The sequence below is a fragment of the Hwanghaeella sp. genome (genome assembly GCF_965227365.1).
Classification (GTDB): Bacteria; Pseudomonadota; Alphaproteobacteria; order UBA8366; family Aestuariispiraceae; genus Hwanghaeella.
In genome coordinates this window covers 803,785-827,391 of the sequence record NZ_OZ245754.1, presented here as the reverse complement: position 1 = coordinate 827,391, position 23,607 = coordinate 803,785, and the positions used below count along the sequence as shown (strand labels likewise).

Below are 23,607 nucleotides of genomic sequence, written 5' to 3'. Positions count from 1 at the left end.
TCAAAAAATCTCTTTGACGTAGAGTTCCTCCGGCAAGACCTTCCTCTCATAGTCGGGGTTGAAGACCCTATCCGGCAGATGCACCGGTTCATGCGGGACGTCCTCGTAGGGGATCTGCCCCAGCAGATTGTGGATACAGTTCAGACGGGCCCGTTTCTTGTCATTGCCTTCAACGATCCACCACGGCGCTTCCGGGATGTTCGTCCGCTCAAGCATCTCCTCTTTCACTCGGGTGTATTGCTCCCAGCGGACACGGGATTCCAAATCCATAGGGCTCAATTTCCACTGCTTCATCGGATCGTGAATGCGCATGAGGAATCGTAGTTGCTGTTCCTGATCGGTGATCGAGAACCAATATTTGATCAGCTTGATCCCGGACCGCGCCAGCATCCTCTCGAATTCCGGAACGTCGTTGAAAAACTGTTCGACCTGATCGGGATTGGCGAAATTCATGACGCGCTCGACGCCGGCGCGATTATACCAGGAACGGTCGAACAGAACGATCTCACCAGCGGCGGGCAGATGCGGCACATAGCGCTGAAAATACCATTGGGATTTCTCCCGCTCGGTCGGCGCCGGAAGAGCGACCACGCGGCATGTTCGCGGGTTCAGTCTTTGAATGACCCGCTTGATGACCCCGCCCTTGCCGGCCGCATCGCGGCCTTCAAAGATAACGACAAGCTTGTAGCCGGTATGATTCACCCAATCCTGCATTCGGACCAGTTCCGCCTGTAGCCGAAGCAACTCACGGAAATAGACCCGTCGGTCCAGCGAGGATTTATGCTTGAGGTCGGTGATGGTTTTCAGTTCGCGCGCGACCCGAAGATCATCGATCTCCATTTCCAGTTCTTCGTCGAAACTGTCTTCCAGTTCCGCCTCGACCCAGCTTTTCTCGACACCGCTCTCAATCCCGTCATCCATGGCTTCAACCCTCGACCCATTCTTACGCATAAACCGTAACTCAAACCCGGCCAATCTATCGCCGAAGTCTGACAGTTTCATTTCGGTCTCTGCGTCAAATGTCTCGGGTTAACACTCCCGGGGATACCTGAAGCGGTCACAAACCTTTATCGAAATATGTAGATGGGGCTAGACCATGTGAAATGGCCGTCCTCATGCGTGACGCGAACGTAGAGCGCGTTGTCCCGGTCGTCCCTTAGACGGATCTTCCGTTCCAGAACCGCCGATCGATGCGGATTCTCATCGGGCATCCGGAATATCCGGATACGCCGATCAATACCGCCATTGGCAAAGATCATTTCATCCCGGCCGATATCCGCTATAGCGATCTCCTCTTTCACCAAAGCGGTGTCGATCTTGATGACGCCGGCATCGGGATCCGACAGAACCGCGTCGAACCCGCCGAACCCGCCGGTCGTAAGCGCCGTCCATTCCAGACGGTTGGCGCCGACCTGATCGAAACGCTTGTCCAAATTGTAACGGTTGATGGGCGTAAGCGACTCGAAACTGTTGCCGGTCAATTCGGCGCATCCATCCCAGATCGTCTCCCGGCCCCGCCCCCGGTATTCGGAGCCTTCCCAGAGGACACGGATACGGCTACCGAGATCCTCCTCGGTGTAGGGCCGGAATATTTCCACTGTTTCCAAACCGTTTCGGATGTCGATGCGTTCGATCGGCGCTGCGCCGTGTACATCGATCCGGAAGGTCACTTCCTTGTCCTCCGATCGCAGGATATCCCCCATCATCGCACTCATGACCGAATGCTGTGGTGTTTCCCCCCAATCGGGATTGTCCTCAAACATTGTCGCCTCGGAAGCGAAATCAACCCGCGTATCCAGGATCACCCGGCTGCCGGTGGTTCCGTAATGGTGCCGCCGCTTCAGACCTTCCATGATGCCCGCGCGTGTGAAACTCGGCGCAAGGACACAGGTGAGACCGCCATAGGCGCCAAACTTCGTCGCGCCCGGATGCGACGCCCCAGGGCGGCCCTTATGCCCGTCCGAGTTGGACATGATTCCGACGCGATACCCCTGCTCCAACGCGTCATCCATCAGCCATTCGAAGGTACCCCAGGCCGAGTGAACCTCGACCGACCGTTCTATCCGCTCGTCATGGGCGATCTTGATATCCGCGTAGCGCCCGCCGATATGGGCGAAGACGGTACACTCCTCGCCTTTCAACGCATCAAACAGGTCGGACGCGGATGTCGCATCCGTGTGAATATCCGACAGATCGTCCACCAATGCATGGGAGGAGCGATGGATCTGTCGCCCTTCATGCATGTGCAGCACATTCCGGTCACCGCCCAGCCCCGTATTCCCAGACCATTCCCATCCCGGGAAGACGATGAAACGGTCGTCCTCGGTGAACTCCTTGGACAACTCGTTCAACCATTGCCAGAACGGTTCGGTGATCTGGAAGTCGTTGCCCTGATGAACGCAGATATCGAGGAATGCCTTGTCGCGGGCAAAATCATAGAAGTCGCGGGCTGAATTCGTGCCGATCGTCTCTTCGGACTGCCCATGCAGATCACCCCAGTAAGGCAGAAGCGCGGCCGTATCGGCGAAACGGCAGGGGTTGCTGCACGCGAGAGGCTCCCCCTCCGCGTCGAGCAGTTCCACGCACAGGTCTCCGGCCTCGGGGACGGTGAGCCCTTCCAGCACCACCCCGAATTCACCTTTTTTGAACGTCACTTCTTCCGGAAGGCCCTCGACGTTCATGTTTGCCTTCAAGCGGTATGTTCCGTCACAAAGGTCGGAGGGGTTGCCCCATTGATCCTCTCCCTTCAGGCAAAGCCGGAAAGGTTCGCCCACCCGGCGCAGCGTGGGCAGGATCGCCTTGTAAAGGGCGGGCGGCCCGGGAACGATTTCAATGATCGGCTGTTCGGGGAGTTCCACGTAATTGTATGTGGCGATAGCATCGACCAGAACACGGAACTCGAAGGTTTTCTCGCAAAAAGTCTGAAGCCGGATCCCGGGGCTGCCTTGCCGGCGATCGCCGAACCGGACGATGATCTGGTCTCCTTCCCGAAGGAACCCGCGCACGACCTTGATATAGAGTGTCTTATCCCAGGGTCGGATATTTCGCTTCATGTCGTACTCGACATGCAGGATGGCGCCGTTCGTGGCTTCGACGGTGGTATAATTCGGTGCGGTCGGGTCGTCGAACTGCGGGCGGCCCATATCCGAGGCGAAGCGGTGCACGACCTTGATCGACCCGGTATCGTCTATCCCGAAATAGCCGGCCGTATACGTGACTGTGAATTCCTGGAAGGACCCTGCTTCGAAACGTCCGGTGGGAGAGACCGTCGCACTCCCCATCCTTTCGGGCATATATGTTGAATGCGGCATCCGATCCTCCCCTTTCCGCCTCTCCCCTCACAAGAGGTTGGCCGGCGCAGTGCCGGCCACGGTTCGCATTCTCACACGAAAGGTTGGAAAAAATCACGCCGAATTCGATTTCGGCCGATCTTCGGGCCTTCAGCGCCGCTTGTCGCCGCGCATTGCGGCAATTTCATCCAAGGCCTCTTCCCGGGAAGAGTGGATTGTCGGGTCGGACGCGGCGGCGCGTGACCAGGGGTCGTCGTCCGAGACCTGGACATACCGAACGGTTCCCAGGGAGTAGGATACGTTGATCTTTTTCGCGCGATGGGCAAAGGCGATCCAGGCCTCAGGCCAGATGCGGCAGGCATAGTTCACGACGAAGAACCAGTCGGTTCCCGTGTCCTCGATGATCTGATCGACCGTGTCGAAGAATTCGTTGACCATCTCGGGCGTGGAGAATTGCAAACCACTGAGGTCGATTTCGATCAGTTTGTCTTCGTAACTGACACGGACCCGCTTGGCGTGATCGGACGGCGTCGGTTTTGCTTCAACCGTTGCGTCCTTGTCCGAATAGAGCATATCGCCCAAATGGCGGACGCTGGCTTCCAGCCTGGTGCAGCCCCGCAATGCCTTCTCAGCGAAGCGGACCCGCTCATGCTCTGGCAATTCCGGATAGTCGCGAAGAATTTCCAACGCACCGCGCAGCGCCGTCAAAGGCGCGACGAAGTCTTCTTCCAACTTCGTGCTGAGCGCGATTGTCTCGTGGCGCTGCGGTTGCTTGTCGGTCATCCGCCGGCACTCCGGCCAAGCTGATTAGATTGCCAAATATTGCTGACGCAGATCGGCGTTGTCGAGAACCTCCTGCGCTTTCCCGTCGAACACGACCTGACCCATGTCCAGGATGATCGCCCGGTCGGCCAAATGCAATGCGGCGATCGCATTCTGCTCGACGATGATCGTCGTCATGCCCAGATTCTTGATTTGCTCAAGCGTCTTCTCGATTTCCTGAACGATGACGGGCGCCAACCCTTCATAGGGCTCGTCCAGAAGCAGCAGTTTGACGTCGCGCGCCAGGGTCCGGCCGATGGCCAACATCTGCTGTTCACCACCGGAAAGCGTCGTGCCTTCCTGCATGCGCCGTTCCCCCAAACGCGGGAACAATTCATAGATCCGTTCGATCGACCATCCGATCGGCGGCGCGATCTGGGCCAGCTTCAGGTTTTCCTCGACCGTTAGCCCTTGAATGATCCGGCGGTCTTCCGGAACCAGACCGATACCGACCTGGGCCGCCTGGTGGGCACGCATTTCGTGCAGCGGCTTGTGGTCCAGCCAGATCTCACCATGTTTCAGCGCGGGATCGTCGACCCGGGCGATTGCCCTCAACGTGGAGGTCTTGCCCGCCCCGTTTCGACCGAGGAGGGCGACGATCTCGCCTTCCCGGATATCGAAGCTGACGCCCTGAACGATGTAACTTTCACCGTAATAGGCGTGAATGTCCCAACACGAGAAATAGGCGGCCTGCCCCCCTTGGGAGAAAACCGGTTTCTTGCCGGGCGCGCGTCCCGCATAGGCGTCGTCCTTCAGGAGGCTGCCGGATTGCGTCGATGTTTCCATTTTCTTCTCCACCTATCCAAGCAAGCCTAGAGATGTGCGCCGCCCAGATATGCTTCCTGCACTCTGGGATCGCCTTTGATATTCTCAGGCAAGTCTTCGACGATGACTGTTCCTTGCGCCAAGACGCTGATCTTGTCGGCCAGGGAAAACACGACATGCATGTCGTGCTCGATGACCACCATGGTGACACCGCGTTCCGCGATCCGTTTCATCAGGTCGATCGTGTTATTGGTGTCGGCACGCGCCATGCCCGCCGTCGGTTCATCCAACAGCAGCAGTTTGGGCTGCTGGATGAGGCACATGGCAAGCTCCAACCGGCGTTTGTCGCCGCGTGAGAGCTGACCCGCGATATCCTCGGACTTATTGGCCAGACCGACATCTGCCAGCATATCCAGGGCCATGTCGCGCAACTCCGCCTCGCTCGTCACGGACATCCACGCATTCATCGTGAACGAACCGTCCCGTTTGGCGAATGCCGGGATCATGACGTTTTCCAGAAGCGACAGGTTTCCGAAAATTTCGGGCGTCTGGAAGACACGGCTGACACCGAGTTGGTTGATTTGATGCGGTTGAATGCCAAGCAGGGAACTGCCGTCGAAGGTAACGGATCCGGTATCCGGCTCGAGCCGTCCGACGAAGCAGTTGAGCAATGTCGACTTCCCCGCACCGTTCGGACCGATGATCGCGTGGACCGTTCCGGCATCGACTTGAAGGTTGACGTTGTTCAACGCCTTCAGACCGCCGAAGCGCTTATTCACATTCTCGACTGAAAGAATAGCCATGGCGCCCTCCCCTTATTCGGCGGCCGCGGGCGAACCCGCCTCGCCGTTTCCGCCGCTCGTGCGGTTTTTCACGAAGTTACTGATCCGATTGAAGCCTTCCATAAGCCCACCCGGCAGGAAGATAACGATGAGCATGAAAAGCGCGCCCAAAGTCAGGTGCCACCCTTCGCCCACGAACAGCCCCGTGACGCGGACCATGATGTGTTGAAGGGCTTCCGGCAGGAAGTCGTAGATGCCCGTCAGGATGCCTTCGTTGAAGGCCGAGAAGATATTCTCGAAATACTTGATGGCGCCGGCTCCGATCACCGGTCCAAGCAGGGTTCCCGCCCCACCCAGAATGGTCATCAGAACGACTTCCCCGGACGCGGTCCACTGCATCCGCTCCGCGCCGGCCAGCGGATCCGTCACCGCCATCAGACCGCCGGCCAATCCGGCATACATGCCAGAGATGACGAAGGCCGCAAGCGTGTAGGGCCGCGTGTTGAAGCCGGTATAATTCATGCGGTTCTGGTTGGATTTAATCGCGCGGAGCATCATCCCGAAAGGCGAACGGAAGATGCGCATCGCGATGAAGAAGCAGATGATCAGCATAACGCCGCAGAAGTAGAACCCCGGATACCCGGTCATGTCGATGCCGAACAGGTCCGAGGACGGCAGAACGGCACCGTAGTCGCGCCCGAACATGACATCGAGTACGCGCGGGTCCGACTGGGCCAACTGCAGGCCGGTTTCCCCGTTGGTGATCGGCGTCAGCACAGAATAGGCAAGATTGTAACTCATCTGCGCGAAGGCGAGCGTCAGGATGGAGAAATAGATCCCACTCCGGCGCAGCGACACAAACCCGATGACCGCAGCGAACAACCCGCCCATCACCGTGGCCAGAATGACGGCCGGGAACGGGTTCATGCTGAGCAGCTTGAAAGTCCAGACCGCCGTGTAGGACCCCATACCCAGGAACGCCGCATGCCCGAAGGACAGGTATCCGGTCAATCCGAACAGGATGTTGAAACCCAGCGCGAAGATTCCGAAGATGGCGAACTTCTGCAGCAGGTCGGGATAACCGGCGCCGAACGGCTCAAGGATGATCGGCCCCGCGAGAACGGCGACGGAGAAGACGAGCAGAAGAAGCAGGTCCTTCTTATCCATTGCGAAAATGTTCATGGCTTAGTGCTCCATCACGCCTTTTCGACCCATCAAGCCGCGCGGGCGAACCAGCAGGATGACGACGGCGATGAGGTAGATGATGATCTGGTCGATACCCGGAAGGATTTCCTTCACTTCGTTCATCGAAGCGAAACTCTGAAGTATCCCGAGCATGAATCCTGCGGCGACGGCGCCCGTGAGCGAGCCCATGCCGCCGACCACGACGACCACGAAACTGAGCACCAGGAAGTCCATGCCCATATGATAGTCAGGGCTGAGGATCGGCGTGTACATGGCGCCGGCCAGCCCCGCGACAATCGCCGCGATACCGAAAACGATGGTAAAACGCCGGTCGATATCGATTCCGAGCAACCCGACAGTTTCTCGGTCGGCCATCCCCGCTCGAACCACCATTCCGAAGGTGGTGAACTGTAGGAAGGCGAAGACGGCGGCGATAACAACCGCTGAGAAGAGGAAGTAAATCAGGCGCCAGGCAGGATAGACGACGTTGCCTGCATCAAATCCCACCAAGATGCCGAAATCGATCATCCCCTTTAGGGAATCCGGAGCCGGCTGCGGGATCGGGTTCGCCCCGAAATTAGCTTTGACAATTTCCTGCAGCACAATGGCCAAGCCGAAGGTCACCAGGATCTGGTCCGCGTGGGCGCGCTTGTAGAAGAAGCGAATAAGGCCGCGCTCCATCGCCACGCCGATCAACAGCATCACCGGAATGGCGATCAGGATCGAGACTGGAACCGAATAATCCAGCAAGGTCGTCCCGAAATCGCCGAACCAGACCTCCACATAGGGCGTCCGGATTTCCATCGGCGTGCCCCAGGCTGTCAATTGGTTGGGATCCTCGCTCACCTTGTCGAGGCCGAGCAAGGTCTTGACGGTGACGGCACAAAACGCACCGAGCATGAACAAGGCGCCATGCGCGAAGTTCACAACACCGAGCGTCCCGAAAATGATTGTCAGGCCGAGTGCGATCAGGGCGTATGCGCCGCCCTTGTCCAAGCCGTTCAGGATTTGCAGCAGGATTGCGTCCATGGGTTAGACCTCCCCAGGAATAGCCAGGAATGGGTGGCCGCCCCCGAGGCAGCGGGGACGACCACCGACAATTACGACACCAGGTTACTTAGGCGGCGCCGTCGTTGTACGGACCCAGTTCGCCGCCGAGCAGCTCCGGCGGGTACTCGACCTGCGCCCGAGGCGTGACTTCGACGACTTCCAGAAGGTCGAACTTGGAGCTCGGGTTTTCCTTACCCTTCACGACCAGAACGTCCTTGAAGCACTGGTGGTCGGCCGCACGATAATGCGTCGGACCGTTGCCGAGGCCGTCGAAGTCGAAGCCTTCGAGGGCTTTACCAACGCCCGACGGGCGGAAGGTACCGGCGCGCTGGCAGGCATCGGCGTACAGGATCGCCTGGGCATAACAGGTATGCGCCGCCTGGCTGGGCGGGAAACCGTATTTCTGACCGAAGGACTTAACGAAAGCCTTGGAGCCTTCATCCTGCAGCGACCAGTTCCAGTTCGTCGACCCGAAGATGCCTTTGATGTTTTCGCCGGCACCCTGCGCCATAAGACGGCTGAACAGCGGAACGACAATAGCGAAGTCCTTGCCGTTGACCTGCTTGTCACGCAGACCGAACTGGACCGCCTGGGTCAGCGAGTTGACCATGTCACGGCCGTAGTGGTTCAGGACCAGCACGTCAGCACCGGAGTTCAGGACCGGCGTGATGTACTGCGAGAAGTCACCGGCGCCGAGCGGCGTGCGGACCGCAGCAGCGGTCTTCCAGCCGAGGGCTTCTGTGTACTTCTGAATCGAGCCTTCCTGCGACCAACCCCAGGTGTAATCCGCGGTCAAATGGTAGGCGGTGCGGTCGGAACCGAAGGCGTTCTTCAGCACGGGGGCCAGGGCGGCACCAGTCATTTCCGTGTTGAAGAAGTGACGGAAACCGTTGGCGCGCTTGTCCTTACCGGTCGTGTCGTTGGAGTGGGTCAGACCGGCCATGAAGATGACGCCTGCGTCCTGGCACAGGCCTTGAACCGCGATCGCGACACCCGACGAGGAACCGCCGGTGATCATGATGGCGCCGTCCTTTTCGATCATCCGCTTCGCGCTGGCGCGGGCGGCGTCGGACTTGGTCTGCGTGTCACCCGTGACGAAGACGACCTTCTTACCGTTCACGCCATTGCCTTGCAGGGCCTTGGACGAGAAGGTGTTCAGCATGCCGCCGTCGCCCTCACCGTTGATATGCTCAACGGCCAGTTCATAGGCGCGCAATTCGTCAGCACCTTCATCGGCATAAGCGCCTGTCTGCGGAACGTTGAAGCCGAACGTGACGGTGCTGCCTTTCGGTTCGTTCAGGTAACCTGCGGACCAGGCACTGCTGGTGAACATGGTCGGCAGGGCCAGCCCGGCACCCGCGGCGGCCGAGCCTTTCAGAAGCCCACGGCGACTGATGTTGAACTTGCTCATTTTAGAGGATCTCCCTTTGTGCGTTTCCCCGTACTTCCTGCCGAAGACGGGTACCGCTCATGTCGGTCCGCATTCGGCTCGGGTGCATAACCACCCGGTCGGACAATGCCTCTTCACTGTAAAATATTCAATAAATTGTTGACCTATAACGATTTTTTTGTAAATTATTTATTGTGCAGTCGCACAAATTTGTAAATGATTGACTGCCTGTCGAGGTTAACCCCATACCGCATAAGGATAATATTGAAATGGTCGACACAATCGTCGGCACGCGCATACGGCAGCGCAGACGGGAAATCGGGATCACGCAAGCCGAATTGGCTCGCCGCATAGGAATCTCCGCGTCCTATTTGAACCTGATCGAATGGAACAAACGCCGTATTGCGGGATCGCTGCTGCGCAAGATTGCCGAATGCCTGAACCTCGCCATTGAAGAACTGGATGGCGCATCCGAGCATCGTTTGCATGAGACGCTGGTAGAGATCGCGCATTTGCCCTCGCTGCAGGGCTTGAACATCGAAAGCCACCGGACCAGCGAGTTGATCGGCCGCTTCCCCGGCTGGGCCAGATCCCTGGCAGCGCTGGCACGATCGGAACACGAAGCATCGGCCAGGGCCCAGACGTTGTCCGAGCGATTGTCGAACGATCCATTCCTGAACGAAACGGTGCACCGCATGTTGACGCGAATTGCGTCCATACGCTCGGCCGCGGAAATCCTGACCGACTATCCGGACGCCTCGGAAGAGCGGAAAGAACGCTTCCACCGCATCATTCATGAGGAGAGCAGGTCCCTCTCCGATATCGGGGAAGCCTTGGCGGTGTATCTGGACAAGGCGGAAGAGGAAAACCGTATCCTGACCCCGATCGACGAGGTGGAGGCACTGTTCACCGCGCGAGACAATCACTTCGCGGAAATTGAGGAGTTTGCGGAGAAACTCGCGCCGCATCTGACCAGTCCACACCCTGTTTCACGGCACGCCAAGGCGCATGAACTGACCAGGGAACATCTGAGCGGTCTGATCAAGGATCTGATCGGCAGCCATCGCGAGGTAGAAACCGCGGCGGCCAGAAGCCGTGCAACCCAGGCCCTGACGGATTACGCCGTCGGCGCGATCCTGATGCCGATGAAGGCATTCCAGGACTATTCCGTCGAACTGCGCTACGACATCGAGGCACTCTCCGAAGTCTTTTCAACCGGTATAGACGCAGTCTGCCATCGATTGACCGCCTTGCCGCATTCCGAAAATGTTCCCCGGTTCGGCTATTTCCGCGCCAATGCCGCCGGTACGATCATTGAGATGCTCGGTCTTTCGGGCCTCGCCATTCCGCGTTATGCGGCCGCGTGTCCGCTCTGGGTGCTCTATCGAGCGCAGCAATCGCCGGAAACGGTCATCCGCCAACGCGCCTTGTTTCCGTCCGGCGCAAGGTTTGTTTTCGTCGCCAGGGCCCGCAATACCGGTCCCACGGGCTTCGGGAAGCCTCGTCACTATGTGACCGACATGCTGGCCACCAGCGAGACGGATGCGCAACGGACGGTCTATGCGGCTGAGGCAAACGCACCGGTCGAGGAGGTCGGGCCCAGTTGCCGGCTATGCCCCCGTCGCAACTGCCTGCATCGGGTCGAAGACCCCCTGGCCGCGTAAACGGGCATAGGATACGGAAAGACCACACGAATATCGTGGATTGCAGCCTGGGCAAAAGTACCGATAATTAGGCAAAGGCCAAAAAAACATAAAACAAGGCCGAAGTGCGGGAGGATACTCGGGAATGACTAAACGGGTCCTGTTGGCGGAGGATGAACCGAACATCGTCGAGTCGCTGACTTTTCTTCTGGAAAGAGCCGGTTTTGAGGTAGGGGTCGAGACCGACGGGCGGCAGGCGCTGGAATCGGTCCTGGCAAACGTACCCGATGTTCTGGTGCTGGACGTTATGTTGCCGGAACTGGACGGTTACGAAATTTTGCGGCGATTGCGTGCCGACCAACGCGCCGAATCCCTGCCCGTCCTGATGCTTACTGCGAAGGGCCAGCGCGAGGATCGCGAAACCGCCTTGGAATGTGGCGCGGATCTTTTCATCACCAAGCCTTTCGCCAATGCCGAACTGGTTGCCGCCGTTGAACGGCTTGCCGGGCAAGGGGCAGCCTGACGGAGGCCGCATGCCGTGACCGATAGGGCCGACCTGCAGCTTTCACGGCGCGAAACCCGGGACCGCTCCATGGTCCTGCTGATTGTCGGCGCCGTTCTCTTGATGCCTCCCGTCGCAAGCGTGTTTCTGCTGGACGGAACCGTGTTCGGCATCCCCATCCTGATTTTCTATATCTTCTTGGTATGGTTCGCCCTGATCGTCGGGGCGGCCTTTTTGGCGAAGCCGTTGGGCCGCATGGACTACCGATCCCAGTCGGACCCGTCGTCCGACCAGGACAGCTGATGCTTTCCACCGACATCCTGCTATTCGCCTGCCTCGGGTATGTGGCGTTATTGTTCGCGGTTGCTTTCATCGTCGACCGCCGCACCAGAACCGGACCGATGCGTTGGTTGCATTCGCCGGTCGTCTATACCCTGTCGATTTCCGTCTATTGCACGTCTTGGACCTTCTACGGCGCCGTTGGCTCGGCCGCGCGCAACGGACTGGAATTCATTACCATCTATCTGGGTCCGACCCTGGTATTCGTCGGCTGGTGGTGGCTGCTCAGGAAACTGGTCAGGATCGGCCGCGCTCACCGCGTGACGTCCATTGCCGACTTGATCTCCTCACGCTACGGCAAGAGCCCCAGCCTGGCAGTCCTGGTGACCGTCATCGCGGTGATCGCGACAACGCCTTACATCGCCCTGCAGCTGCAATCGGTGACGCGGAGCTATCAGGTCATCGCCGGCGAAGTGGACGCGATTACGACCGCCTTCTGGGTCGCGGCAGGTATGGCCTTGTTCACAATCTTGTTCGGGACACGCAACCTCGACGCCAACGAGCGGCATCACGGGGTGGTCGCCGCCATTGCACTCGAGGCCATCGTCAAGCTGCTTGCCCTGATCGCGGTCGGCGTTTTCGCCGTCTATGGCGTGTCGAACGGTTTCGGCGATATTTTCGCCGACGTCCCGCCCGAGGTTATCCGCGGAACGGAGGACGTTTTCGGCCCGCGCTGGGTCACGATCACCTTTCTGTCGGCGACGGCGGTGATCTGCCTGCCGCGCCAGTTTCAGGTTACCGTTGTCGAAAACATCAAAGAAAGCCACCTGACGACCGCGTCCTGGATGTTTCCGTTGTACCTGTTTGGAATGACCTTGTTCATCATGCCGATCGCGATCGTCGGGGCGAAGGTCATGCCGGAAGGTGCCAATCCCGATTTGTACGTCCTGACGATCCCACTGTCGGAAAACCGCCATGAACTTGCCCTTCTCGCCTTCCTGGGCGGGTTTTCGTCCGCCACCTCTATGGTCATCGTCGCGGCCATCGCGGTCTCGACCATGGTCTCCAACCATATCGTCATGCCGGTCGCCTTGCGGTTGCTGCCCGGGGATCATGCCGTAAGCGGCGACGTCCGGAACCTGCTTTTGGTGTCCCGACGCTTCAGTATCGCCGCCATCCTTGGACTAGGGTTTCTCTACTTCCATGGCAGCGGAGGGTCGGACGCCTTGGCGGCCATCGGACTGATTGCCTTTGTCGGCGTCGCCCAATTCCTGCCCAGCCTGATCGGCGGCATCTTCTGGCGCGGCGCAACGCGCAAAGGGGCACTCGCCGGTCTGGTGATCGGGTTTGCCCTTTGGGCCTACACCTTCTTCCTACCCAGTTTCAGCGGCGAGTTGCTGCTCTCGAAGGAAACACTGGCCAATGGTCCCTGGGGCATCGAATTGCTCCGCCCACAGGCAATGTTCGGTCTGGCCGGCATGGATCCGCTGGTCCATGCGGTATTTTGGAGCGTTGGGATGAATGCGCTCGCCTTCGTCCTTATATCCAGCCTGACGCGGCCAAACGACCTGGAACGGCTGCAGAGCACGCTTTTCGTCGACGTTTACCGCTCCTCCGGCGGCGGACCGTCCCGCACCACGGTCGGAACGGCGGATTCAGAGGACCTGTTCGTCCTGGCGCAACGTATCCTCGGCACGGAACCTGCCCGCCGCCTGTTCGACGAAATGGCGGCGCAACAGGGCACCGATGCCGGCCTGCCCCATGCCACCGACGCGGTCATCGCACGACTGGAGCGGGAATTGGCCGGCTCGATCGGGGCCGCATCCGCCCATGCCATGGTGACCCGGATCGCGGGTCAGGAATCTGTCGGTATTACCGAATTGATCGACATCGCCGACGAGACCCAGGAATTGATCGAAACGTCGCGGCAACTGGCTGAGAAATCCGCGGAACTCGAGCACGCGGCGCAACAGCTTAGGAATGCGAATGAGAGGCTGAAAGCGCTGGATGCCCAGAAAGACGAATTCCTCAGTCAGGTCAGCCACGAATTGAGGACGCCGATGACCTCCATCCGCTCGTTCTCCGATATTCTGGTCAGCGACGAAAATCTCTCGCAGGAGGATCGCGACCGTTTCGTTTCGATCATTCAGGACGAAAGTCTTCGCCTGACCCGGCTATTGGACGAGTTGCTGGATATGAGCCGGCTGGAGGCGGGAACCGTCAGCCTGGACTTGGAGAAGATCGAGGTGAACGCCGCAGTCACAGGGGCAATCAATGCGGTTTCCGGGATGACCCGAAACAATGGCGTCGGGGTCAGGGTCGCACCGGTCGCGGAAGGAACCCTTGTCCGCGCCAATGACGATCGCCTGCGTCAGGTCCTGATCAATCTTCTGTCGAACGCGGTCAAATACAACACCGCCGCCACACCGACCATCCGGATTGTCTCCACAGTCAAGAACGACAAGGTCTGGATCGATATCATCGACAACGGTGGTGGCGTCACGCGGGAAGAATCGTCGATGATCTTTGAAAAATTCGCCCGCGGTTCACGGGCCGACAGGGATCAGGGAGCAGGACTGGGCTTACCGATCAGCCGCGCGATCATGCGGGCCATGAATGGCGATCTGACAACCGAATTCGCCCGCGATGGAACGAGTTTCTTCCGACTGACCCTGTCGCGCATTAAGTAATGAGACCTCGGGGGCCGGCCGTGCCAGGACCTGCCCCCTCGTACCCTCAACCCGCAGTGTCAGTGATGGCCGATATCGCCTTCGGTGAACAGGAACTCCTTCAGGAAACCCTCGAAATCCGGGTTGTTCCGCCGAATCCACTCCAGCACCATCGCGGCGTGTTCCATTTCTTCGCGCATATTGTGAAGAAGGATTTCCTTCAATGCCGGATCGTCGCAATCGTCGGCGCGCTGGCGGTACCAGTCCACGGCTTCAAGTTCCTCCATCAGCGATACGATGGCGTGATGCAAATGAAGCGTGTCCTTTGACAGCCGTTCCCTGGGTGCATGAAGTGAATCGCTGGCCATTTTACCGTCCCCTTTCGTGAAACCTGAAATCCCGGTTGCGTTGTTTCGCCGCAAGACGATAGCCGAAACCGGAAGTCGGGTTCAAACGGCAATCGCGCACGCTTTGTCGCATGGCCGATCCCGGCGGTTATCTGATCGCGGTCAATAATCCCATTTAAAATTGACGCCGGCATTGGAACTGGTTTGTCCGGATTCCGTGGTGACGGAAATGTTGGGCGTAACCTCGACTTCGACCGTCACACTGCTCGATCCCGGGGCGGCGCCCTGTTTGGCGCCCACGAAAACACCATCGGCGACATAGGACCCTGCTTTGACGGCCGCGTCGCCGCCCGACGTATCGACTTCCAGAACGTCGACACCGACAAAATCCCGGATCGTGCCCAACACGTCGATACCGGACCCGCCGCCGGCGAGTTCAGAGGCTGACGCCGCCAATTGGGCTGCTTCGAGCGGACTCAAACTCGATGCCGTCTTACCGAAGAGCAGGCGACTCAGAACTTCATCCTGCGGCAAGGATGGCTCGGATGTCAGCGTAATCTCGGGTTTGCTGGCACGGCCTTCCAGCAAGGCGATGACGGTGATGTCGTCCCCTTCATGTTCCCCGCGAATTCCCAGCGTCGGATCGATCGTTTCTCCACCGAAAAACTGAATCTTGGAATCGTCCAGCGTGAAACTCTTGCCGATGACGTCGATACGGCCGCGCCGCGCGGTTAGACCGCCAGAGACGATTGGCTGATTGGCCGTTCCCGTAACCCGGACGTTGCCTTGCCATTCGGATTCAAGGCCACGGCCTCGGACAAAGATCTGCCCGGGCGCATCCACGGTCAAATCCAGTGCGATCCTGGATGGCTCGGTCTGTTCTTCCGCCTTCGGATCCAGCGCCGTACCGTCCTCGACGTCCAGGGTCGAGATGCTGGGCGGCAGGGCGACACTCAAATTCACCTCCGCCCGGCGGACCAGCGCTTGGCCTTGTATGATCATGCCGTCGCCTTGTTGGCGGGTACTAATATCCGCGTCCACATCCGCCTTCACGGCGTCACTGTTGACGACACGAAGCCCACTCAGTTTTGTCGCGATATCGAAGACCGGCGCGCCGCCTGCCATACTGCCCTTGCCGGCGATCTGGAAGCTGCCGCCATAAGGATCCTGCCCGGCAAGGCTTTCCAGCTCGAAATTCTCTCCGGCAAAACGTACAAGGCCCTCAATATTCCTGATCAAGGTGCCGTGCACGAGGTGTTCATATTCCCCATCCGCTATGCCCGCATCACCCTCGACCGAGGGATTGGCCGGCGTGCCGCCGACGCGTATGTCCGCCGTCAGGGCACCGTTGACCGCGTGTTCCGGTAATGGCAGATAAGGCCAAATTTCCTGCAATTGGATTTCCGCGTTCACGATCCCTTCAAGCGGTCCGTCTGGGTTCAACGCCGCACCGGGTTCCAGAAGCGAGACGGCCAATGGCAGAGCGCCCTGGATACTCGTCCGATCCAATCCCGAACCCGCCGTCTTCGCCTCGATACGCACACGGTCACCAGCGACATCACCGCCTACCGTGACATCAACGCTGATCTCCTTATCCAGGTCGTCGGTGCGCAGGCCTGTCGCCGAGAGTGAAAAAGCACCCTCGGTCGCGCCGACGGATTGGCGCAAGTCGGCCTTGGCGTTTATCAGCCCCTCCACGCCGGATTCACCCTGAAGTTCCGCTAGCGGACCGACCGGAATACTCGATGCATCCAGCGTCAGTTCCGCCGCACCGTCCACGCGGTCATATCCGGCGGTCAGCGTTCCGGACAGAATGGACAAGTCGAGCGCCGCGGACAGACTGTCATCGGGCCCGAAAGCAGCGTCGGCCTTCCCGGCCGCCAGTTCTTTCAAAGATGCATAGCCAAAGCGCAAATCCGTCGCGTGCACCTCGCCTTGACCGTTTTCCAGCAATCGGCCCGAAACATTCGACGTAAAGACAATCGGGGTCGGATCCGCACCCGTTACCGACACTTCGCCTTCGAAGGTTTCGCCCGTGCCCCGCAGCGTCGCGCCGATTTCCGAGATTTGGAAACCGTCGCCGGCAAGGTTCCTGACGTCGACTGTCGCATCGATATCCTGCAATGCCAGGACATCACCAATATCGGCGGTTAAGGCAACGCGTTCGACATTGATCGGTGCCGCGTTTGCCTCCGTCGCAACAGCGATGCGCTCCGACGACAAACTGATGCTGACAGCCTGTGCATCAGCGGCCGCCCCCTTACTGATCTGTGCCTCCAAATTTGCCTGACCGGACAGGGAATACAGTCCCGCAAGCCCCGTGAACGGCGACGCATCCGAAACCACCACCCGCGCGGACCCTTCCGCCGGCAAGGAATACCCCGGCAGCTTGGCGGCAGCCCACGCGCTCCAGCCGGTTCCGGTCACCGAAATACCGGGGATGTCCAAGCCGTCCTCCAACATCGCCGCGCCGCCTTCCACAGTGGCGTCCAGCCCAAGGGTCGAGGCCGCTGCCTGGAAGGTCACGAACGGCGCATCGTTCCGCCAGCGCAACTGCGCCGCTAGTGCCTTTAAATCGAGAGGCGTCCCGGAAGCGTCCCCCGAAAACGGGGCCAAATTCGCGTCCAAGTCGGGTTGAGCCAACGGCCCTGCGAATCGCGCGGTGATGTCGAGTATGCCGCCATCGACTGTCAATCCGACATCGGCCGGTAAAGCCGAAACGATGGCCCTGGCATTCACCGATCCGGACAATTCCTGAAAATCGGGAGACAATAGCACAACACCCGACACTGCCCCGGCGCGGGCACGCAGGTCATGCAACGTCACCGCTAGCCCGTCGGACTCGGAAAGAAGAATATCTCCTTTCAAGACCGGAGTACGGCCGATCATCTGGGAAGTTTGATCGTCGATCACTGCAAGATCCTGGGCAGCGATTTCGAAAACCGTTGAAACCGACCCATCTTCCGCGACCCTCAGCCCGGACAGATTGATCACCCCCGACCCGGCGATTGGCAGCCCCATCAATGGCTCCAGTCGCGACAGGTCGTCGAGGCCGGCCCGGACTTTGTCAGCGGTCACCGTAGCCCCCTCGATCGTGAGAGCGGTTTGCAGAGAGGCGCCCAAGGGGCCGACGAAGACCTCAATCCCTTCGATGGACTGGAACGATGGATCAAGTTCCGCGTGCGCCGTTATCGTGACCGTCTCACCGAGCAGTTGGCTCAGCGCGTCGTCGCTCCACGCGGCTTTCTTCGCCTCCACGAGCGCATCGACCGTTACACCGTCATCCAAGGATCCGGCCGCCGATACGTCTGCCTCAACAGTGCCCAGACTGTTTCCGAATCCCTCCAGGTCGTGAACGGTCATTCGAAGGTCGGCCCGAAGTTCGGGAAGGAAGCCGGATACGTCGAAGGTGAGACGCGCGTCCCGGTAATCGATTGGAAGATCGACAAGGGCGGTCGCCCCTGGAACGATCGCGACCGTACCGTCCGCGGAGACCTCCGTAGCATCCAACGTCATCCGGGCCGACAACGAAACCGCCGCCAAGCCCTCCTTGGTGACCTGGATGTCAGATATCGCCAGGGTCTCATCCACGACCGACAGATCCGGAACGACAATGTCATAGCGCCCCGCCAACCCTTGCGGCAGGTCGAAAAGACGCGGATCGTAGAAATCCAGAGCGCCATCGAACGACATGGACATACCCGCATCGGTGAGCCCAAGCCCCAGTTGTCCGCCGATACCGGCAAACCCTTCCGCCTCAATGTCCACATCGCCGGACCAACCGGCCAGCGCACCTGTGCCGGACACGGAAACGGACAGTGGCCGCCGCTGGTGCGGGGGCAGGTCCAGGACAGCGAAAAGCACGCCATCCGGCGGTATGGACGCAGACAAGGAAAGGGACAGCTCCGGCGCATCGCCGGCCGTCACCGTGCCCGTCAATGAGACGCGATCGACCGGTTTGCCGTCCAAATCTGCGGCAACGTCTACCGTCGTTTCGATATCGCCTGTCTCGGTCGTCGCGACACCGCCCAGAAGAGACGCGCCGTATTGGGAACCGTCCGGCAACGATACCGCCACGGATGGAAAGTCCAACTTGCGCACGACAATCCGAACCGGCAGTCGCGGAATTGAGAACGCCACCGGCTCTTCTTCGGAAGGCGCTTCCACTTCGTCGCCTTCCGGCAGGACGACAGACAGTCTTTCCGCGCCAATGGCCTCGACGACCAGCTTTCGGCCAAACAATTCGGACGGATGCCAGGAAAGCCGGAGATTCCGGCCCCGGACCGACAGGCCGTCGGGCATCGCGAAGGTCAGTTCCGCGATCGAAACCTCGGACCAAAGCGAACCGGAGACCCCATCAGCGAAGAACGTGCCGTCAACCGACTCCGCGATGGGACCCTTGGCAAATTGAACCATCAACCGCAATCCGGCCCCGGTTCCTGTCAGAAGGAAAACAGCGGCGAACAGCACAAGGATCAACGCGATCGGGGGCAGCGCCCAGCGTTTCCAGCGCCGGTTCCGTTTTACCGGCGGTTCGGACTTGTGTTGCGGGGTTTCGCTCATTCAGAACGCCTGCCCCAAGCTGACATAGAATTGGTAGTCGTCGTCGATGTTCTCACGCTTGTCGATCGGCACGGCGATATCCAAGCGCACCGGGCCGATATCGGTGTAATAGCGGAAGCCCAGGCCAGCCCCCCATTGCAGGTCCAATTCCCCGAATTCCGGGATATCTTCCTCGTATACGTTACCCGCTTCAATGAAGGGGACGATGCCGAAACTCTCGGTAACCCGGGCTCGGAACTCCAGGCCGACCTCGACCACCGACCGGCCGCCGATCGGGTCGAGATCGTCGTCCAGCGGACCGAGGCGCTGGAAACCGAAGGCACGGACCGACCCGCCGCCCCCGGCAAAAAACAGGTTTGCGGCCGGCACTTCGGCACGCTCCGCCCCAACGATCGTACCGACGCGGGTGCGCCCGGCCAGCACAAAGTCCCCATCATCGTCGACCGACAGGTAGTGGGAAGTATGCAAACTCGTGCTCAGAAAACTCTCGTTGAACCCACCGAAATCATGGAACGGAGAAACATCGATCTGCAAACGGGTCCCCCGGGTCGGATCCAGCAGGTTGTCCGTGTTGTCGAACTTCAGTCCGGTCCGAAAACCGGCAAGGATCAAGTCATCCTGGCCCGTCTCTTCCGTATCCTGGGAGATCAGTTCCAGGGTCGGACCGGCGGTAACGCTCCAGGATTGCGTCAACTGCCGTTCGACACCGATGAAGCTGGAAACACGGGTTTCGTCGAAGGCATCGGTCGTAACGTCCTTGATCGCCCCTTCTGCGACCAGCGACTGGTCGTTCCTCATGAACAGGGGCTTCTTGAAATTCCCGGTCAGCGCACGCTCCACCTGTGAAGCCCCGGCCGCGATGCGCAGTTTCTCGCCTTCGCCGAATAGATTGCGGTGTTCCCAGTAGGCATGCGCGCCAGGACCTTCTTCCGTCGAGTAAGTGGCGCCGAACCCGATGGATCGGTGCTCTCGCTCCAATATCGTGACGCTGATAGGGACCGTCAGGACCTGTTGTCCGCCTTGGATGCCTTCAGCCGAGCGGACCGGCGCGACGGTCACGGATTCGAACAAACCCGTCCGGGCGAGTTTTCGCTGATATTCCTCAACCTGTTGAATATTATAGACCGTTCCGCGGATCCACGGCACTTGGGCAAGAACGAAGGCCTCCTCAACATCCCGCAATCCTTCAACGCGGACATCGCCGAACAGCGCCGGGGCGCCGGTCTGGACCGTATAGTGAACGGTCATCAGCTTGGAGGTCCTGTCGATAACGGTTCGGCGAGACGGCACGGCGGCGAACGGGAAGCCGTATATCCTGTATTGCCTGATCAAAAGTCCTTCGGCATCGATGATCGAATCCGCGGTCGCCGGGTCACCCGGAACCAGGTTCAGGTAGTCCAGCAGATCCGCATCCGCCACGGCCCCTTGCGGAATATCGGTGCGGATGATGGCGACCTCCCCCAGCCGATAGATGGCACCTGGGGAAATCTTGAACGTCACGGCAACCGTCCCGGCCGCGTCATCCGGGCTTTGGATATCGACTTCCACCGCCGCATCGTAATAACCGTGAGAATGCATCGCATCCAGGAAACGCTGCACGTCCTGGTCGGCGCGGCGGCGCAACCCGGCTTTGGTCGGCGGCGGCGTGGCCTGCAATTGGTAGGACAGGCTCACTTCACGGATTTGTTCGCCGATCGCAGGGGCAAGGGAATCCACCCCTTCCACCGTTACGGTATAGGCCTGCCCGGATTGCGGACGGCTTTCAGTTTCCTGCGCCATTGATGGTCCGCAGGTGCCCATCGCCAGGAAGAAGGCAACGAGGGCGGGCAAATAGAAGGACAGGATATATCTCAAAGCTTTTGCGTCGTTTTAACCGGCGAAAATACGCAGGGTTCCAAATGAACCGATGAACGCCACCACGGCGGGCGGATATCAGGCATACCGAACCATCTGGTCGCATTCTGCTTATACACAAGGCCTGACGGCCTTACACGCCGTTTCCAGTCGGCCTCCGGCGTCCCTATATCCTTATATACAGCCCCCCGCATATGCAAAAAGGGCTGCGCCGGAATATCGGCACAGCCCTAAACCTTCTTCTGCCTGGGTGCAGAGCCGTCAGGCTAGGTAATCGTAGAGTACCCGACCGTAAGGCAGTGTGAGATCGGCAACGAAATGTCGACCGCCGACAACGCGGCGGACCGGAAGATCGGCCACCGGCGCGTTGACATGCGGGATGAGATGCAACCGCGCGTCACCGGTCCAACTGCCTTTCACGGTCACCTCCGTGAGATTGTAGGCGATGAGCTGGCAGATCGCCGGCTCCCCATCAGGTCCGGGGATAAGTTTCAGGTTGCACTGGGTCTTTCCGAGCGCCTGGATCGTCTTTTCGGGGGTCCGGGCGAGGCTTTCATGCTTGTACGCCATCGTTCCGGTCGCGACGCGCTGTCCTGCATAGTCCAGGGTACCGGTCAGGGTATCCTCGACGACTTCCATCTTCGGATGGGCCCATTTCTTGGGGAAGCCCCAAATCTCGCGTCCCGCCGCGATGGGCGGGTCGTCGTCCAGATACATCTGAGCCGTGAAATTGATAGGCTCGCCCTGATACCGGCAGGGAATGACGATGCCGGATTCCGTATAGTCGCCGAAGCCCGAACTGTCAGGCATCTTGATCCATTCATAGAAGACCAGCGAGCCTTCTTCGGGCTCAAGCGGTTCGGGCACCGCGTGCCGCACGGCTTCGGGATCGCTTTCGTAAACGATGATCATGTATTCGCGGTTTACGAAGCGGTACGGTCCTTTCGGATAACTCGGACCGGCGATCGGCATGGACGGTTTCTTGAGAATTTCGTCGCGGTTCACGGCAGTGCCCTCCGGTTTCTTGGCCGTTGATCCTGTATTTAGCGGTAATCAGTCTTCGATCCGGGCACGAGGCCCTTCTCGTTACATGAAAGTTCCAAGGTCGCAGGTGGATTCGTGGTTTACCTTGGCCCAGTTCTCGTGGAGCCATGTCTCGGCCGTCTCCCGGCCAAGTCGCTTCAAGGTCAAGAGGAAACCCAGTTCGGCGTTGAGCTTCGAGGAGGCCCCGAACTCCTGCAGTTCTCCGCTGGAGATCATGTGAACATGCAGCTTCACATACTCTTCCTCGCTGAGGGTGCCCTGGTCGATCAAATCGGTGACGAACTTGATCGCGCGCATCTCGCGCATCAGAGAGGAGTTGAAACTGATCTCGTTCACACGGTCCAGAATCTGCCTGGCCGAGCGGGGCAGTTCGTTGCGCTCCAGCGGGTTGATCTGAACCAGAAGAATATCCGGGCTGGTGCAGTGATAGATCAGCGGATAGAGCGCCGGGTTTCCGCAATAGCCGCCATCCCAGTAATGTTCTCCATCGATTTCTACCGCATGGAACATGAACGGCAGACACCCCGAAGCCAGCACCGCATCGACCGTCATGACGTCATTGGTGAACTGCTTCAGTTTGCCGGTCCGGACATTGACGGCGTTCAGGAAGACCTTGATCTTCGAGTTTTTCTGCAGGAATTCGAAGTCCACATGCTGATTCAGCACGTCGCGTAACGGATTGTTGCCGCCGGGATTCAAGTCATAAGGCGAGAACATCCGCCCGATCATGTCCATGATCTGATAACCCGGGGAATTATCCAGGGACCAGTTGCCTTTCAACCGATCGAAAAAGGTTGGCTTATACGGGCTGTAACGCGCAGCTTCGGCAACACCGTGCCAGAAGGCGTCGAGCGCTTCACGTGCCCCCTCGTTCCCGCCTTTGGCATGACCGTAAGCCAGAACGGTCGCGTTCATCGCCCCCGCGCTGGTCCCGGTAATGCCTTCGATTTCGAAAGCCGGTTCTTCCAAAAGACGGTCGACGACGCCCCAGGTGAAGGCACCATGCGCCCCACCGCCTTGGAAGGCGAGATTGACGATTTTCTTACCGTGGGGATCGAAGAGACGCTTTTCGTGGAACCGCCCGTGCTTGTCATGCGTTTCAGGAGACGGCGGTTCACTCACCACCGCAACCTCCGCAGCAGCCGGCGCCGGTGCGGCTTCGGCGGCGGGTGACGCCGAAGCCGCGGGCATCGACTTCGTTTGGCTCGTCTTGCCCGGCGCTGCTTTAACCGATTTGGCCTTTACAGTCTTGGCCTTTGCGGACTTTGCCTTGGACGACTTTGCCGAAGTCGCCTTTACCTTCGCGGTTTTAGCCTTTGCCGCCGCGGATTTCTTGGACGCGGACACCGGCGATACGGTGTCGGCAGTCGGATCGATTTTTTCCGGGCCTACGCCCTCGTCACTGGTGTCCATGTCCATCAT

Annotated in this window: 17 protein-coding genes; 4 read left to right on the top strand and 13 right to left on the bottom strand. The window is 59.4% G+C overall.

Translation table 11 applies throughout. From position 1 onward, the window contains the following. The 8 genes from ppk2 to ACQK2G_RS03635 all read right to left on the bottom strand — a co-directional run bounded on the left by ppk2 (position 1) and on the right by ACQK2G_RS03635 (position 9,305). Positions 1–921, bottom strand: coding sequence for a polyphosphate kinase 2 (gene ppk2, locus ACQK2G_RS03670; RefSeq protein WP_425403667.1), 921 nt, complete (start codon positions 919–921; stop codon positions 1–3). 146 nt (positions 922–1,067) lie between these two features. Next, positions 1,068–3,311, bottom strand: coding sequence for a DUF3604 domain-containing protein (locus ACQK2G_RS03665; RefSeq protein WP_425403666.1), 2,244 nt, complete (start codon positions 3,309–3,311; stop codon positions 1,068–1,070). Positions 3,312–3,440: 129 nt separating this feature from the next. Then, positions 3,441–4,073: a hypothetical protein gene (locus ACQK2G_RS03660; RefSeq protein WP_425403665.1), complete on the bottom strand. Its 633-nt coding sequence runs from the start codon at positions 4,071–4,073 to the stop codon at positions 3,441–3,443. A gap of 24 nt (positions 4,074–4,097) precedes the next feature. After that, a complete protein-coding gene (locus tag ACQK2G_RS03655; protein WP_425403664.1) occupies positions 4,098–4,898 on the bottom strand; it encodes an ABC transporter ATP-binding protein in 801 nt (266 codons plus the stop codon). Positions 4,899–4,924: 26 nt separating this feature from the next. Further along, a complete protein-coding gene (locus ACQK2G_RS03650; RefSeq protein WP_425403663.1) occupies positions 4,925–5,680 on the bottom strand; it encodes an ABC transporter ATP-binding protein in 756 nt (251 codons plus the stop codon). 12 nt (positions 5,681–5,692) lie between these two features. Continuing rightward, a complete protein-coding gene (locus ACQK2G_RS03645) occupies positions 5,693–6,841 on the bottom strand; it encodes a branched-chain amino acid ABC transporter permease (RefSeq protein WP_425403662.1) in 1,149 nt (382 codons plus the stop codon). Positions 6,842–6,844: 3 nt separating this feature from the next. Next, complete coding sequence (locus tag ACQK2G_RS03640) at positions 6,845–7,873, bottom strand: branched-chain amino acid ABC transporter permease (RefSeq protein WP_425403661.1); 1,029 nt, start codon at positions 7,871–7,873, stop codon at positions 6,845–6,847. Between the two features lie 88 nt (positions 7,874–7,961). Then, on the bottom strand, positions 7,962–9,305 hold the full coding sequence (locus tag ACQK2G_RS03635; RefSeq protein WP_425403660.1) for a substrate-binding protein: 1,344 nt from the start codon (positions 9,303–9,305) through the stop codon (positions 7,962–7,964). 248 nt (positions 9,306–9,553) lie between these two features. On the opposite strand from ACQK2G_RS03635, the gene ACQK2G_RS03630 reads away from it, so the two are divergent. From ACQK2G_RS03630 to ACQK2G_RS03615, 4 genes are all read left to right on the top strand, one after another. Continuing rightward, positions 9,554–10,948 (top strand): short-chain fatty acyl-CoA regulator family protein, encoded by a 1,395-nt coding sequence (locus tag ACQK2G_RS03630; protein WP_425403659.1) that lies wholly within the window; start codon positions 9,554–9,556, stop codon positions 10,946–10,948. Positions 10,949–11,072: 124 nt separating this feature from the next. Continuing rightward, the gene (locus ACQK2G_RS03625) at positions 11,073–11,450 is read left to right on the top strand and encodes a response regulator transcription factor (RefSeq protein ID WP_425403658.1); all 378 of its coding nucleotides are present in this window, start codon (positions 11,073–11,075) and stop codon (positions 11,448–11,450) included. A 15-nt stretch (positions 11,451–11,465) separates the two neighbouring features. Continuing rightward, on the top strand, positions 11,466–11,732 hold the full coding sequence (locus tag ACQK2G_RS03620; RefSeq protein ID WP_425403657.1) for a hypothetical protein: 267 nt from the start codon (positions 11,466–11,468) through the stop codon (positions 11,730–11,732). After that, positions 11,732–14,398, top strand: coding sequence for an ATP-binding protein (locus tag ACQK2G_RS03615; RefSeq protein ID WP_425403656.1), 2,667 nt, complete (start codon positions 11,732–11,734; stop codon positions 14,396–14,398). Before ACQK2G_RS03620 ends, ACQK2G_RS03615 begins: the two co-directional genes overlap by 1 nt. A gap of 59 nt (positions 14,399–14,457) precedes the next feature. On the opposite strand, the gene ACQK2G_RS03610 is transcribed toward ACQK2G_RS03615, so the two are convergent. The 5 genes from ACQK2G_RS03610 to ACQK2G_RS03590 form a co-directional block, all read right to left on the bottom strand. Beyond that, positions 14,458–14,745: a ferritin gene (locus tag ACQK2G_RS03610; protein ID WP_425403655.1), complete on the bottom strand. Its 288-nt coding sequence runs from the start codon at positions 14,743–14,745 to the stop codon at positions 14,458–14,460. A 141-nt stretch (positions 14,746–14,886) separates the two neighbouring features. Continuing rightward, positions 14,887–19,287, bottom strand: a complete 4,401-nt coding sequence (locus tag ACQK2G_RS03605) for a translocation/assembly module TamB domain-containing protein (protein WP_425403654.1) — start codon at positions 19,285–19,287, stop codon at positions 14,887–14,889. After that, positions 19,288–21,066: an autotransporter assembly complex protein TamA gene (locus tag ACQK2G_RS03600; RefSeq protein ID WP_425403653.1), complete on the bottom strand. Its 1,779-nt coding sequence runs from the start codon at positions 21,064–21,066 to the stop codon at positions 19,288–19,290. A gap of 336 nt (positions 21,067–21,402) precedes the next feature. Next, on the bottom strand, positions 21,403–22,146 hold the full coding sequence (locus ACQK2G_RS03595) for an acetoacetate decarboxylase (protein WP_425403652.1): 744 nt from the start codon (positions 22,144–22,146) through the stop codon (positions 21,403–21,405). Between the two features lie 81 nt (positions 22,147–22,227). Then, the gene (locus tag ACQK2G_RS03590) at positions 22,228–23,598 is read right to left on the bottom strand and encodes a patatin-like phospholipase family protein (RefSeq protein WP_425403651.1); all 1,371 of its coding nucleotides are present in this window, start codon (positions 23,596–23,598) and stop codon (positions 22,228–22,230) included. Positions 23,599–23,607 lie beyond the last annotated feature (9 nt).